We start from the raw sequence: 14,872 nt of genomic DNA, 5'->3' as shown, positions 1-14,872 counted from the left end.
TCACCGGAGGCGATACAATTGCTGATGTTTATTATAATAATATTGTTATTATGCTTGCTGCTGTTATATAAGGATAGAATCAATATATTATATTGTTTAGTTATTAGTATACTAATTACTTATTTTATATTATTTCCTAGAATGAGTATAGATTCTGCTTTGATAGGATTAAAGCTTTTTATTAATTCAGTCTTCCCAACAATATTTCCTTTTTTATTTTTATGTAATATGCTAATTTGCTATGATGGAATTGAGCTCTACTCTCAGTTAGTCGGTCCTATTATTTGCACGCCCTTAAGATTATCAAGGCAGTGCAGTCTTCCACTTATTATCAGCTTTTTATGCGGTTATCCTTTAGGCGCAAAATACAGTACAGACATATATGAAAAAGGCTTTATTTGTGAAGAAGAATATTATAGGCTTCTTAACATAGCCTCCAATGTTAGCCCTCTTTTTCTCTTAGGTTCCGTTGCCACGGTTATGTTTAATAATAGCTATGTAGGTTATATTATGTTAATAGGTAGCTATTCTTCATGCTTCATTATGTCTTTATTAATTAAGCCTATAAAGAGCAAAACTATAAATATCCAAAATAAAAAAACTATAGATATGAATATAGGTAATGCCCTAAAAAAATCCTTAGAAGACGCAACAAAAACCTGCATTGCTGTTGCAGGTTTTATTGTAATCTTCTCAGTTATAACCTATGCAGTAAAAAACTCGTCCATATATCAAAATATCATCTCTTTAGTAACAAATAATTTGAAGATAAACAAAGCTTTAATAGACTCCTTACTTGTAGGTATGATGGAAACTACTAATGGCTGCTATATTATTTCGAAATCAGCATTAACTATAGAAACAAAGGTATCTGTTGCTAGCTATTTATGCAGTTTTAGCGGACTTTCAATAATAGCTCAAGTCCATTCCTTCACTTATAAGCATAAAGGGTTTAAGCTAGGCATGTACACCTATAGAAAGCTTATACAAGGATTAATAAGTGCAGGAATTACCTATTTATCCTGCTGGTTCTTATTACAAAACTCTGCTACTATTAGCTCTTCCATTACAATTTCAAAGAACATATACTTTGTATTTATGATGATTTTATTATGTATAAGTTTTTTTGTATATCTTTTTGGAAGCTTATTTAATAGATCTTAGTTCTTTAATATTCTCTCTAATATCCTTTACTGTTACAGAGATTTCATCGGTAAGACCTATAGCTGTTTTCTCAACATTAGACTGAATACATTTGATAATTTCCTGTGTTTTACCGTCGATTTCTTTTTCTAGCTGTGTTAATACTTCATCAGCATAATCTCTAGCACCAAGTCTTATAGCCTTAGCATCTCTTTGAGCTGCTGTAAGTATTTCTTGTGCTCTAATCTGTGCTTCTTTAGTAATATCATGATTTTCAACTTGCTTTTTAAGCATATCCAAAGTATCTTGCTTTACTGTTTCATATTCTTTTTTTGCCTCTTCCATTATTCTATCTTTCTCACTAACAATCCATTGAGCTTTCTTTATATCATCAGGTAGATAGTTGAATATTTGGTCTAGCAAATCTGTAAATTCCTTTTTGTCTATAATTACTTTTCCAGTAATCGGAACCTTCGGTGCAGATTCTATTATATCCTGTAAGTATTCCAATAGCTGCATAACCTCCATAATTACTCACCCCTAACTTTTTTTTCTATATCTTGAATAAGCTCTTCAGGAACAAAATCCTTAAGGCATCCTCCAAACTTTGCAATCTGCTTAACGTTTGATGAACTTACATAGGAATACTTCTCATCGGTCATCATGAATAACGTTTCTACCTTATCCGCAAGCTTACTGTTAATTTGAGCCATTTGAATCTCGTATTCAAAGTCAGAAATAGCTCTGAGCCCTTTAATGATTATATTGTAATTATTGTCTTTCATATAGTTGGCTAATAATCCCTGAAAGCTTTCAACCTTTACATTATTATATTTCTTTACTACCCTTTTAATTAAATCTACTCTCTCTTCAATAGTAAATAAAGAGTTTTTTTCTGAATTAACTAATACAGCTACTATTACTTCATCGAAAATCTCTGAGCTTCTTTCAATTATATTTATATGTCCGCTGGTTATAGGATCGAAGCTTCCTGGATATATTGCAACTCTCATCTTTAATCCTCCTTGTACTTATAAAAGCAGACAGTAGTATTTCCATATTTTCTTTTATCCGTAAGAATAATTGACGCGGATCCTTGGTAAATTTCTTCGGAGGTATCTATTTTAGTTACTATTATCCCTTCCTTCTGAAGAAGTCCCAGCTCTTCAATCATCTCTATAGCCTTTGGTATCATATTCTTTAAATATGGTGGGTCAATAAATATAATATCAAAAATAACTTTTTTTTGTGAAAATTTTAATAAGTTATTGTAAGCATCAGAATTATAGCTATAACAAAAACTTTCAAAGCCTAATTGGCTAATATTTTTCTTTAAATAAGGATAGGTTAAAGGTCCGGCATCTATAAGATGACACTCCTTAGCTCCCCTACTTGCTGCCTCAAGCCCTAAACTACCAGTACCTGAGAACATATCTAATACTACTGCGTCATATGTATATCCTTGTATTATATTAAAAATTGATTCTTTAATTCTATCTAAAGTAGGTCGTGTATCGAAGGTAGGCGGTGATAATAATTTTCTACCCTTTGCTTTTCCTGAAATAATCCTCATGAGAATATCTCCTTATTATAATAATTAAAATTTTAGCATATATTATTTGAGTTTACAAATCTATTGTTTGTTAATTGAAACATATATATTTCTCACTGACTTCTATTTGTTTAATGATTTCCCCTTTTATTAGTATGTCTTCCTTTCTACTTGACGAGTATACCAAGCCAGCTTCAATGTTAGCGGCTCGTAATATATTTCCATCCCTAAGGACATCAGCTATCATAAACCCAGTGTCACCATGTTGTTTTGTACCAAAGATCATACCTGTTCCTCTAAGCTTCATGTCCTGCTCAGAAATGAAAAATCCATCGTTACTCTTTGTCATTATTTCCATTCTCTTTCTTGTAATATTATTTTCTGCTTTAGCTATAAGTATACAGTAGGACTGGTATTGACCTCTACCAACTCTACCTCTTAACTGGTGTAGCTGAGACAAACCGAATCTTTCTGCATTTTCAATAATCATTACGCTTGCATTAGGTACATTTACCCCTACTTCTATAACTGTTGTAGCTAGAAGAACGTTTATATTTCCATCCTTAAATTCTTTCATTATTTCTTCTTTTTCTTTAGAGTTCATTTTTCCATGGAGTATTGCCACGGAAAAACCTGCAAAATAAGTGTTTTTCAGCTCCTCATATAGAGTTTCTATGGACCTCAGATCTAATTTTTCATTTTCTTCTATTAAAGGACAAACTATATAAGCCTGTCGCCCCTTTTTTAGCTCTTCTAAGGCTTTATAATAGCCTTGCTGTCTATTAGAGGAATTATAATATTCTGTCTCTATCTTCTTTCTACCAGGTGGCAGTTCATCTATAATAGATATATCTAAATCATTGTATAAATATAGAGCTAAGGTTCTTGGGATGGGAGTTGCAGACATAACAAGTACGTCTGCAGCCTGATTTTTGTTAATGAGCTTACCCCTTTGATTCACACCAAAACGGTGTTGCTCATCAGTTATTACTAGGCCGAGATTAGAAAAAACTACATTATCTTCTATTAAGGCATGAGTTCCAATTACAATAGCAGCTTCTCCGTTCTTAAGTTTTTCCTTGATGAGATTTTTATTTGCTGTCTTAGTGCTCCCTGTTAATAAATGAACTTTTACGTTGAACTTTTCAAATAGCTTAAGAGCTTCTTGATAGTGCTGCTCTGCTAATATTTCTGTGGGAGCCATAAAAGCTACTTGATAGCCGTTAAAATACACGTTAAAGGCAGCTATGAAGGCTACGATCGTCTTACCACTGCCCACATCTCCCTGAACCAATCTATTCATTGGATAGCTTCTTTTCTGATCCATTAATATTTCTCGAACAGCTCGATTTTGAGCTCCTGTTAACTGAAAAGGAAGGCATTCCTTAAACATTGATAACTCCTGAGTCATCACAAAGTTAATCCCCTGCTTTTCATTTCTTAGATGCTCTTTTATAGTTAAGAGCTTTAAGGAATAAGTAAACAGCTCCTGAAATTTTAATCTATTCATGGATTTCTTAAGAGCATCACTACTTTCTGGGAAGTGAATATTTCTAATTGCATCATCCAAAGATACTAGGTTGTATTTTTTTACTAGATTTATAGGAAGATTTTCTTTAATTTTAATTGTATCTAGTATAAGATGTATCAGCTTGGAAATTGTTTTATTAGTTATAGCATCTCGTAAAGAATATTTAGCTATAATTTCTCTCTCCTGTAGCAGATTTTTACTGATTATAGGGTTTATCATCTCTATGCGATTATTAACTACCTTTACCTTTCCCAGTAAAAATACTTCCTCATCCTTTTTAAAATTATTCTTTATATAAGGCTGATTAAACCATTTCCCTATTATTTCATATCTTCCATTATTAAAAATTAAAGTTGTTAAGTTTTTTCCGTTTTTAACTCTTAAACTACTTTTAACTGAAATAAATTTGCACTTAATTGAGTATTTTTCTGCTTCAATAAAATCTTCTAGAGAAAACTCATTATTAATAAATTCATAATCTCTAGGTAAATATAAAAGTAAATCAAGAATAGTATATATACCGCATCTGTTTAGTGCTTCTGCAGTTTTAGGTCCAACACCTTTTAGTTTTGAAATCTCGAGATTTAAATTCATCAGTTACCTCCAAATAAAAAAATCGCCTTTGGCGATTTTTTATTCTACTGAAACAATGAAATAATAAAGTGGCTGCTCGCCATTGTAGCATTGAATGTCCAGATCAGGATATTTATCCACTAACTTTTCCACTAAGGTCTGGACCTTATCTTCATCGCTGTCAGCACCGTAGAACAGAGTTATCAGCTCAGAATCCTCTGTGATCATTTCTTCGATTAATTCTTCAGTAAGCTCATATACATCACTGCCTACCTTTTTAATTTTTCCTTCTACTAAACCAAGTATATTTCCTTCTTTAATTTCTATTCCATCCATTTCCGTGTCTCTTACAGCATAAGTAACAGAACCGGTGCTAACCGTTGTAATTACATTGTTTAGCTCCTCAGTATTGGCAGATACTTCTGCCTCAGGGTTAAACATTGTTAAGCAAGAAATTCCTTGAGGAATCGTCTTTGTAGGAATAACTATTATATTTTTATCGCTAATTTCGGCAGCTTGAGTAGCAGCCATTATGATGTTTTTATTGTTTGGTAGTATAAATATATTTTCAGCATTTATCTTATCTATGCATTCTAGCATATCCTGTGTGCTAGGATTCATGGTTTGACCGCCTTCGATTACGCTATCAACCCCTAAATCTAAGAAGATGTTTTTCATCCCTTCTCCAGCAGCAACAGAAATAAAGCCATATTTCTTTGGTTCCTGTGTTACTTCCTGTTCCTCTGCAGTATTAGCCATATCCTTCATTTGCTTATGGCTTTCATCTACTAAAAGATTTCTATGTTCTTCCCTCATATTATCAATCTTTATCTTTGTTAGCTCACCTAGCTTAACTGCTTCTGCAAGAACCAATCCAGGATCATTTGTATGGATATGTGTTTTAATTACATCTTCATATCCAACTACAATCATAGAATCTCCATACTTTCCGATTGTATTTTTAAACTCTTCAGCCTTACTACTATCACCTATAATAATAAACTCAGTACAGTAACCAAAGGTAATTTCGTGATCATCAAGATTATGAGCTGCTGAAGAGGAGCCTTTACTTTTATGAACCTCGTCAATGGTTGCATTTATATCCATATTAAGAGCTTCATACATACCTTGTAGAATAATTAATAATCCCATACCACCAGAATCTACAACCTTAGCTTTCTTCAATGCAGGAAGCATATCTGGGGTTTTATCTAATACTATTTTTGCTTGAGAGCAAACCTCTTCCATCAAAAGAGTTATATCCTTTTGGTTTGAAGCTATTGCACTATCTCCAGCTCCTCTGATAACTGTAAGTATAGTACCTTCTGTAGGTCTCATTACAGCTTTATAAGCGGATTTTGCTCCTTCAGCCAGTGCATGAGCGAATTCTTTACTATCTACTGTATCTTTGTTTTCTAATCCTTTAGATATACCACGAAGAATCTGGGATAATATTACTCCAGAGTTTCCTCTAGCACCCATAAGAGCACCTTTAGCTAAAATTTTAGAAGCAGCTCCTATAGATGTTATGTTCTTGTTCTCAATCTCTTTTACTGCTGCCCTAAAGGTCATGGACATATTGGTACCAGTATCACCATCAGGAACTGGAAAAACATTTAATGAATTTACATATTCTTTTTGCTCTTCCAGTTTATTATTGGCGTGAACAACCATGTTATAGAATTGTTCACCATTTATCTTTAAGTATTCCATCATATACCTCCTAGACCCTTACCGCTTGAACATTTACTGTAATAGTCGATACTTTAAGGCCTGTGTAATTTTCAACATTATATCTTACTTTTTGAATTATATTATTAGCTATAACAGAAATTTTAGTTCCATATTCAATCATAACATATAAATTTATAGATAATTCATTATTTTTATTTGTGATTTTTACACCCTTACTAAGATTTTCAATTCTCATTAATTCCCACAGTCCTTCAGTGGCGCTTTTTGAAACCATACCTACAACACCATAGCATTCCATTGTAGATAAGCCTACGATTTTTGCTATAACTTCTTCTGAGTATGATACTTGGCCGTTATCATTAGAAAATCCTATCATTTCTAATCCTCCTTATTAACTGATATAGTCTATTCTATATTAATATTCTTATTAATTCAATATTAACATAAAAAATAAAGGTTTATACTTAATAAGATACATTTTCCTTGCAATATCTTTAATTTATTGATAGAATATTATTTGTCTTAATGAAGAGTATATCTTCCGTGGTTAAGGAGGTGTTTTAATATGTCAAGAGTATGTGAAATATGCAATAAAGGTGTAGTTGCAGGTGTACAATTCAGTCACTCACACCGTCAGTCCAAAAGAACTTGGGCTCCTAATATAAAAAAAGTTAGAGCAATTGTTGATGGAACACCTAGAAGAGTTCATGTCTGCACAAGATGCTTACGTTCTGGAAAAGTTGAAAGAGCAATATAGCATATAAAAAATGCAATTGATAAATCAATTGCATTTTTTATTTATGTTTTTTTAGAAATATACGGACAACTCTTGATAAGAATCTAGGTAATTTTATAGCTATGATCTTCATTCTTCCTCCTATACTCATCTTACTTATATTCCGCTAGGGTCCACCCTATATAAATAAGCACAGCACCGGCAATTATAATCCATACCCAAAAGGGCATAAATACAGCCAAGAGAAGTCCTAGTCCTATAGCACCTATTATCAATCCTAATTTTTTTTTGAATCTGCCTTTTAGCCTCATAGAATCTCCAAATACCATGCTTTACTAATAATATATTCAGAAATTAATTATAGGTGCAAAATAATTATAAGTTTTTTTATTAATCCTTTGGGAATATTATCATTAATATTCCTGAGTCAAAAGAGATTTTTACTTTATCACTCAAGAAAATATTAGATACAGTATAAGCAGACCATGAGCTAAGATTGAATTTATTTAGGGGATAACTTACACCTTCTATGGTTAATCCCTTTACAATTTCTGAAAAAGCTTGAAAAGATACAAGCTTTCCCGGATATCCACTAATTTCAGCATCACCTTTTACTAAAAATATGGTGTTATTATCATCCTTTATATATCCTTGTATATCTTTATCTAACAGCTCCTTTAATAAGCCAATGTTACCAAAAACATGATCTAATCTGCTACCAGTACAAGCAAGAAATACTACTTCATTAGGATTTAACTGAAGAGCTCTTTGGAGGCAAAGCTCTGTATCTGTATAGTCTTTTTTTGCAGGAAAGCGTTCTACTCTAACTCCAGAGTTTAGGTAATACTCTAATAATTTCTCTTTTAAAGAGTCAAAATCACCTAGGAGCATATCAGGGAGTTTATCTATAGCTCTTATGTATTCTCCACCTTTATCAGCACATATAATATAGTCGCAGTTTTGAATTTCTTTCTTAAGTAATTCTACTGAAGGTGCAGTCCCCCCTCCTATAATTAACACCTTCATTTAAATACATTCCTTTAATAATTTTATATTCTCTTCTATGCTATTATCCTTAAAAACCGCAGATCCAGCCACTATAATATCAACTCCTGCCAAGGCTATCTCTTTAATGTTACTTGAATCAATTCCTCCATCAACCTCTATGAGAGTATTTAATCCTCTACTCTTTATCATATTTTTTAAATCCCTAATTTTTTCTGTGGTATAACTTATATATTTTTGTCCTCCAAAGCCTGGATTTACTGACATGAGAAGTACCATATCTAATTCTGGAAGTATATATTTCAATACCTCTACAGGAGTTGCTGGATTAAGAACTATACCACATTTAACACCTAAAGACTTTATTAAATTTATCGTTCTATCTATATGTACATCAGCTTCCCAGTGTATTGTAATCATGTCAGCTCCTGCCTCTGCAAAATCCTTAACAAATCTTGAAGGATTATCAATCATAAGGTGTACATCAAAAGGAAGCTTGGTTAAACCTCTAATGGATTTAATTATAGGTATACCAAAGGATATGTTTGGAACATAGCTCCCATCCATAACATCTATATGAATCATATCTGCCTTTCCTTTTTCTAATTTATCTATAGCCTTACCTAGTTCTGCAAAATCTGCAGATAAAATTGATGGGGCGATTTTTACCATTTATTATTCCTCCTTTGAGATAATTCCTCATAATATTTTTTATAAAAATTATATCTTTCTACGTTAATCTCATTGTTAGAAGCAGCGTTCATAACAGCACAGCCAGGCTCCTTATAATGCATGCAGCCTCGGAATTTGCATAGATGCTCATAGTCATAGAATTCAGGAAAATATTCTTTTAAAAAATCTTTTTCAATAAAATCCATCTCTAAGGTAGAAAAGCCAGGAGTATCCACTAATAAGCCTTCTTCAACCTCCACCAGCTCACTATGCCTTGTAGTATGCTTTCCTCTTCCAATTTTATCACTTACATTTCCTGTCTCCATGTGATAAGTTCCTAAAAGCTGATTCATTAAAGTTGATTTTCCTGCTCCAGAAGGACCACAGAGAACAGATATTTTATCCTTAAGCATATTCCTCAATTCATCAATACCCTGACCCTTTTTTGCATTTATAAAAAATATCCTATATCCAGTTTTAGAAAAGCAGTCTTTTAGTTTATTATGCTCTTCTTCACTTCCCTGATCGATTTTATTAATACAGATAACAGGCTTTATATTCTTATGCTCACATTGAATTAGAAACTTATTCAACAGCTCGAAATTCAAGTCCGGATTTTTAATGGCAAATACAACAAAAGCTTGATTAACATTAGCAACCTGCGGCCTTAGTAATTCTGATGTTCTTTCCTTTATAGTAATTATTACACCCTTGCCATTATCTAGCGCAAATTCTACTCTATCACCAACCATAGGAGTAATTTCTGCATGTCTAAACTTTCCTCTAGCCTTACATTCAATTACTTCATTGCTGCATTTAACATAGTAAAATCCACCAATACCTTTGATAATAATTCCTTCCATAATACCTCCATAAATATTGTTATATATCTATATAATATACTTTTTTTCCAAGTTAATTCAATAAAAAAGTATCGGGGAAGCCCCGATACTTTTTTAATCTCCATCTTCACTGCTTTCAGGTTCAGTTTGTTTTAAGGTGATAGTAACCTTTGATCCTTCTTGCGCTTCAGTAGGTGTTATCGCATCTATCATCATTTGGTCTTCTGGAGTTTTTATAGTTTTACCATCTAATTTATATTCATAGGTTAATTTATATCTTGAAGCAATATTGCTTAACTGATTCTTTGCACTTCCGTACTGAGCACCAATAAGTCCTTGCTCATCAAATTTAATTGATGGAGGAGTATATTTTCCTACGGTTACATCTACTACTGTCTCTTCAGCAACACTTGTTCCTTTAGGTATACTTTGAGATATTACCTTTCCGTCCTTCGATTGGTCTTCAGTTGGTTGTTCTGATACAGTTCCCAACTTCAATTCACTAGCTTCTAATAATACCTTAGCGTCATTAGCAGTAATTCCTACTAATAAATCTGGAACCTGCACAGGGTCGAATTTTTTACCTAGGCTTACGACTAGATTAACCTTTGTGTTCTTTGGTACTTCTTCATTACCCTCGGGATCCTGAGAAATTACTTTGTCAATTTCAATGGAATCACTGTGTTCCATTGTTACATCTCCAACCTCTAAGTTAGAAACTGTTATCATTTGTTTAGCTACATTGATATCATAATTAGTTAAATCCGGAACAATAACTTTTTCCTCTCCCATACTAATAGTGACTCTTACTGTACTTCCTTTTCTGACTTCTGTTCCTTCAGTAGGAGATACTGAGATAACAGTGTCGATCTCTTCTTCCGAATTAACTTCAGTAACTTCCATTAATAACTCTTGTTCTCTTAGCTTAATTTCTGCTTCATCCCTTGATAGCCCGGCTAGTTGTGGAATTAGAACTATATCAGACTTTTTATTCCCCTTAAGTATAAAGGAACCGGCTAATGCACCTAGTAGTAGTACTACTATACTTATTAGAACGAGAAGAAGTACGGTCTTTTTCTTATTATTTGGACCATCTTCAAAATCATCTTCATCCTCATAATCCTCTTCTACAGCTGAAGGTTTGTTATTTATATTAACTGGTGTCATTATTCTAGTAAAGTCATCATCGATACCGTTACTAACTACATTAAAAGATACCTTGTCTTTAATCTTTAAGAGGTCCAATAAGACATCATGACTGCTCTGATACCTTTTTATTGGCTCTTTTTCCATAGCTTTTAGAATTAATGCATTGAGATTTTCAGGTAAATTAGGTGTATAATCCTTTGGTGCTCGTGGGATATCCTGTATATGCATTAAAGCAATAGCCACTGGATTATCCGCCTCAAAGGGAAGCCTGCCTGTAGTCATTTCATACATAACTACTCCAAGTGAATATATATCAGTCCTTGCGTCGAGGTATGCGCCTTTTGCCTGTTCTGGTGAAAAATAGTGGGCTGATCCCATAACGGATGTAGTGTGAGTCATGGTTGCTGAACTAATTGACTTTGCTATACCAAAATCCGATACCTTTACTATATCATCGCCAGTAATAAGTATATTTTGTGGTTTAATATCCCTATGAATTATGTTATTTTTGTGAGCACAATCTAAAGCCTTTGCTATCTGTATAGCTATATTCACTGTTCTCTCAGGTGATAATTTTCCTGCTTCTCTAATTATCTGCTTAAGAGTTTTACCCTGAACATACTCCATCACTATATAATTTATTCCATCCTGGCTTCCCACATCTAAAACACCAATAATATTTGGATTGTTTAGATTGGCAATGGCTGTTGCCTCTCTTTTGAATTTATCCACTATTTCAGGATTCGATGAAAATTCTGCTTTTAGTATTTTAATAGCATTAAATCTATTAAGCTTATTACATTTTGCTTTATAGACCTCAGCCATACCACCTTCACCTATTTTTTCTATAAGCTCATATCTATCTCCGAGAATTCTTCCAATCATTCTACTTCTCTCCTCCAATAATCAACACAGATATATTGTCCTTACCGCCTCTTTCCTTGGCTGTATTAATCAGTAATCTACAAACCTCGTTTATATCTGTAGATGTGTGAACTATTCTCAATATATCCTCTTTCTCTAACTCATCAGATAGTCCATCTGTACACATTATTATATAGTTGAAGTTTATATGGCTGATATCAAATAAATCCACATCTATATTACTTCCAGTACCAACCGCCCTAGTTATTATATTTTTATTAGGATGATGAAAGGCTTCCTCTTCAGTAATGCTTCCTTCATCCAATAACTCTTGAACTAAGGAATGATCCCTAGTAATCTTTGAAATTTTATCTTCCTCAACAATATAACAACAGCTATCTCCTACATTTGCTATATAGGTTTTATCACCAATGATTATACAGGCAGTCACTGTTGTTCCCATACCATTATAACCAAGACTGTTTAAGGAAGCATTATAAATCTTTTCATTAGCTTCCTTAACAGCACTTATTAATATTTCTCCATTTTTACAATTTTGTATGTTGTTTTTAATGTAATCAATAATTGAATCAACAGCCATCTTGCTTGCTATTTCTCCAGCGTTATGTCCTCCCATTCCATCAGCTATAACATATAATTTGAAATTATCTTCTTCGATATAGTTGATGTAATCCTCATTCAATGGCCTTGAATTTCCTATATCTGTTAAATAACCCACCATAATAACACCCCTATCTACCTAGTCGCATCAATGTAACTTCTTCTTAGCTGGCCACAGGCCGCATTAATATCTGAACCCATTTCTCTTCTTATTGTAGTTTCAATTCCTTTTGACATTAGTATATTATAAAACTCTAATATAGCTCTATCTTCAGAACGTTGATATTCTCTTTCCGTAACTTCATTGATTGGTATTAAATTAACATGACTTAAGGTGCCCTTAAGCAAATCACAGAGTTTATATGCATCCTCTTTTGTATCATTTGAGCCTTTAACAAGGGCATATTCGAAGGTTATCCTTCTGTTTGTTTTATCAGTATAATACTTACAGGCCTGTAATATTTCATTTATCGAATATCTATTTGCTATAGGCATCATTTCCTTACGCTTTTCATCAGTGGAAGCATGAAGAGAAATAGCTAAGGTTATTTGTAGCTTTTTATCAGCTAATTCATATATTTTAGGAACAAGTCCACAGGTAGAAAGGGTAATGTGCCTTTGACCAATGTTTAAACCTTTAGGACTGTTAACTAATTCAATAAATTTAATAACATTGGAAAAGTTATCTAAGGGTTCACCACTTCCCATTAAGACCACATTAGATATTTTTCCTGAAATAATCACTTCAGCAAGAAGTATCTGTGATAGTATCTCTCCAGCGGTAAGATCCCTTATCCTACCTCCTAAGGTTGAAGCGCAAAACCTGCATCCCATTCTGCAGCCTACCTGAGTGGAAACACAGATTGAATTTCCATGTTTATATTTCATTATTACTGTTTCTATAACATTTCCGTCAGATAAAGCTATAAGCAATTTTATAGTTCCATCTTTTGAGTAAAGCTTCTCCAATACTTTAGGAATACCAATATAAAAATTTGCAGTTAATTTATCTATAGCAGAAGTATTAACGTTTTTCATTTCTTTAAAATCCCATTGGCCTTTATATATCCAATTAAAGACCTGTTCAGCTCTAAAAGCCTTCTCATTATTATCCTGAAGCCAGTTCTTCAGCTCCTCCTGGCTAAGGTCTAAGATATTAATCATTACCTCACCTACTGTCTTTTGTTAGTTTAGAAATAAAAAATCCATCCATATATTCATTTGGTAGTATAGTTACCCCTTCTCTATTATAAATTAAATTATCACTATTTCCAAAGAATATATTTTCAAGTTTCATTTCTGGATATCGTTCTAACAACCATCGGATATTTTCTTCATTTTCTTCTTTATTTATAGTACAGGTAGAATATACTAAAGTTCCACCTTCCTTTAAATAGCTTATGGCGTTACTTATTATTTTCCTTTGAATATTTATTAGAGACTTAATATCTTCCTTGCCTTTAGTCCATTTGATTTCAGGCTTTTTCCTTATAATACCTAGACCAGAGCAAGGAACATCGAGGATTATTTTGTCAGCGATAGAAACCAAATCCTTACATAGTACTGTAGCATCCATCACTTTTGTCTCGACTATATGTATGCCTAATTTGTCACAATTATCTTTAATTTTTTTAAGTTTATTTTCATATATATCAAAAGATAATATTTTACCTTCATTACCCATTAGGTCCGCTGCATGAGTGGTTTTCCCACCAGGGGCTGCACATAGGTCTAAAACTACATCATTGGCTTTTGGTGATAATACTTCTGTCACCATCATAGCACTCTCATCCTGCACTGTAATCCACCCTCTTTTAAAAAGAGGATTATTGTCTATGTTACTTCCCTTTCTTATATGAAGTGCATCAGGGGATAGCTGTCCTTCAACTATATCATATCCCATGGACTTTAATTCCTCAAAGGCATCATTAAAATTAGTTTTTAGACTATTAACTCTCAATGTCACAAAAGGATTAAAATTTAAACCTCTTAAAATTTCCGTAGCCTTATCATTGCCGTATTGATTAACAAAAAGCTTACTCATCCAGGGCTCGAAGGAATATTTATAGGATAGCTCATCAATTTTGTTGATAGGTGAGTAAGTTAACCTTTTTCTCAAGTGATTCCTAAGAACACCATTTACGAACCCCTGTAGTCCTTTTTTGTATTTTTTTGCTATTTCTACTGCTTCGTTTAAAATTGCGTACTCCGGAACCTTATCTAAATAATTTAACTGATAGAAGGATACTCTTAAAATATTTAATATATGCTGATCTAAAGTGGATAGCTTTCTATCTAAATATAGTTGTATATCTTTATCTATAGAATATTTTTGCTTTAATGTTCCATATACAATTTCCGTAATCAATCCTTTATCCTTGGTATCGATATTGTTTTTATTTAGCTCTTTATTTAAAATTAGATTGGAATATCCATCCTTATACAATACCTCATCTAGTACATTTACTGCTATTTCTCTTGGCTTCATT

At 32.8% G+C, this 14,872-nt stretch carries 16 protein-coding genes; 2 read left to right on the top strand and 14 right to left on the bottom strand.

Annotation, left to right across the window (positions count from 1 at the left end; all coding sequences use genetic code 11):
• Positions 1 to 24: 24 nt before the first annotated feature.
• Entirely contained in the window at positions 25 to 1,164 is a 1,140-nt protein-coding gene (gene ylbJ / locus ACPWSR_RS16395) for a sporulation integral membrane protein YlbJ (protein WP_426351403.1), read from the top strand.
• Here ylbJ and ACPWSR_RS16390 read toward each other — a convergent pair.
• The 6 genes from ACPWSR_RS16390 to ACPWSR_RS16365 all read right to left on the bottom strand — a co-directional run bounded on the left by ACPWSR_RS16390 (position 1,147) and on the right by ACPWSR_RS16365 (position 6,870).
• Positions 1,147 to 1,671 (bottom strand): hypothetical protein, encoded by a 525-nt coding sequence (locus ACPWSR_RS16390; protein WP_426349300.1) that lies wholly within the window; start codon positions 1,669 to 1,671, stop codon positions 1,147 to 1,149. The two genes, ylbJ and ACPWSR_RS16390, sit on opposite strands and share 18 nt — an antisense overlap.
• Positions 1,672 to 1,673: 2 nt before the next feature.
• Positions 1,674 to 2,156 (bottom strand): pantetheine-phosphate adenylyltransferase, encoded by a 483-nt coding sequence (gene coaD / locus ACPWSR_RS16385; RefSeq protein WP_426349299.1) that lies wholly within the window; start codon positions 2,154 to 2,156, stop codon positions 1,674 to 1,676.
• Between the two features lie 2 nt (positions 2,157 to 2,158).
• Complete coding sequence (gene rsmD, locus ACPWSR_RS16380) at positions 2,159 to 2,716, bottom strand: 16S rRNA (guanine(966)-N(2))-methyltransferase RsmD (RefSeq protein ID WP_426349298.1); 558 nt, start codon at positions 2,714 to 2,716, stop codon at positions 2,159 to 2,161.
• Between the two features lie 70 nt (positions 2,717 to 2,786).
• A complete protein-coding gene (gene recG / locus ACPWSR_RS16375) occupies positions 2,787 to 4,820 on the bottom strand; it encodes an ATP-dependent DNA helicase RecG (RefSeq protein ID WP_426349297.1) in 2,034 nt (677 codons plus the stop codon).
• A gap of 39 nt (positions 4,821 to 4,859) precedes the next feature.
• Positions 4,860 to 6,512 carry a DAK2 domain-containing protein gene (locus ACPWSR_RS16370; RefSeq protein ID WP_426349296.1) on the bottom strand — a complete coding sequence of 551 codons (1,653 nt, stop codon included), beginning with the start codon at positions 6,510 to 6,512 and terminating at the stop codon, positions 4,860 to 4,862.
• A gap of 10 nt (positions 6,513 to 6,522) precedes the next feature.
• On the bottom strand, positions 6,523 to 6,870 hold the full coding sequence (locus ACPWSR_RS16365; protein WP_426349295.1) for an Asp23/Gls24 family envelope stress response protein: 348 nt from the start codon (positions 6,868 to 6,870) through the stop codon (positions 6,523 to 6,525).
• A 189-nt stretch (positions 6,871 to 7,059) separates the two neighbouring features.
• Between ACPWSR_RS16365 and rpmB the strand changes: the two genes are divergently transcribed.
• On the top strand, positions 7,060 to 7,251 hold the full coding sequence (rpmB, locus tag ACPWSR_RS16360) for a 50S ribosomal protein L28 (protein ID WP_426349294.1): 192 nt from the start codon (positions 7,060 to 7,062) through the stop codon (positions 7,249 to 7,251).
• Positions 7,252 to 7,382: 131 nt separating this feature from the next.
• Here the strand turns inward: rpmB and ACPWSR_RS16355 are convergent, their stop codons facing one another.
• From ACPWSR_RS16355 to rsmB, 8 genes are all read right to left on the bottom strand, one after another.
• Positions 7,383 to 7,541 carry a hypothetical protein gene (locus ACPWSR_RS16355; RefSeq protein WP_426349293.1) on the bottom strand — a complete coding sequence of 53 codons (159 nt, stop codon included), beginning with the start codon at positions 7,539 to 7,541 and terminating at the stop codon, positions 7,383 to 7,385.
• Between the two features lie 79 nt (positions 7,542 to 7,620).
• Entirely contained in the window at positions 7,621 to 8,256 is a 636-nt protein-coding gene (locus ACPWSR_RS16350; RefSeq protein ID WP_426349292.1) for a thiamine diphosphokinase, read from the bottom strand.
• Entirely contained in the window at positions 8,257 to 8,907 is a 651-nt protein-coding gene (gene rpe, locus ACPWSR_RS16345; protein WP_426349291.1) for a ribulose-phosphate 3-epimerase, read from the bottom strand.
• Positions 8,901 to 9,770 (bottom strand): ribosome small subunit-dependent GTPase A, encoded by an 870-nt coding sequence (gene rsgA / locus ACPWSR_RS16340; RefSeq protein ID WP_426349290.1) that lies wholly within the window; start codon positions 9,768 to 9,770, stop codon positions 8,901 to 8,903. Before rsgA ends, rpe begins: the two co-directional genes overlap by 7 nt.
• 93 nt (positions 9,771 to 9,863) lie before the next feature.
• Positions 9,864 to 11,783, bottom strand: coding sequence for a Stk1 family PASTA domain-containing Ser/Thr kinase (gene pknB, locus ACPWSR_RS16335; RefSeq protein ID WP_426349289.1), 1,920 nt, complete (start codon positions 11,781 to 11,783; stop codon positions 9,864 to 9,866).
• Between the two features lies 1 nt (position 11,784).
• On the bottom strand, positions 11,785 to 12,504 hold the full coding sequence (locus ACPWSR_RS16330) for a Stp1/IreP family PP2C-type Ser/Thr phosphatase (RefSeq protein WP_426349288.1): 720 nt from the start codon (positions 12,502 to 12,504) through the stop codon (positions 11,785 to 11,787).
• Between the two features lie 14 nt (positions 12,505 to 12,518).
• Positions 12,519 to 13,547, bottom strand: coding sequence for a 23S rRNA (adenine(2503)-C(2))-methyltransferase RlmN (gene rlmN, locus ACPWSR_RS16325; protein WP_426349287.1), 1,029 nt, complete (start codon positions 13,545 to 13,547; stop codon positions 12,519 to 12,521).
• A gap of 4 nt (positions 13,548 to 13,551) precedes the next feature.
• A complete protein-coding gene (gene rsmB / locus ACPWSR_RS16320) occupies positions 13,552 to 14,871 on the bottom strand; it encodes a 16S rRNA (cytosine(967)-C(5))-methyltransferase RsmB (protein ID WP_426349286.1) in 1,320 nt (439 codons plus the stop codon).
• Position 14,872 lies beyond the last annotated feature (1 nt).

This window comes from Alloiococcus sp. CFN-8 (assembly GCF_049943125.1).
Lineage (GTDB): Bacteria > Bacillota > Clostridia > Clostridiales > Clostridiaceae > JAEXZL01.
Note: the sequence above shows the minus strand (reverse complement) of the source record. Positions and strands in the feature narration are given on the sequence as shown.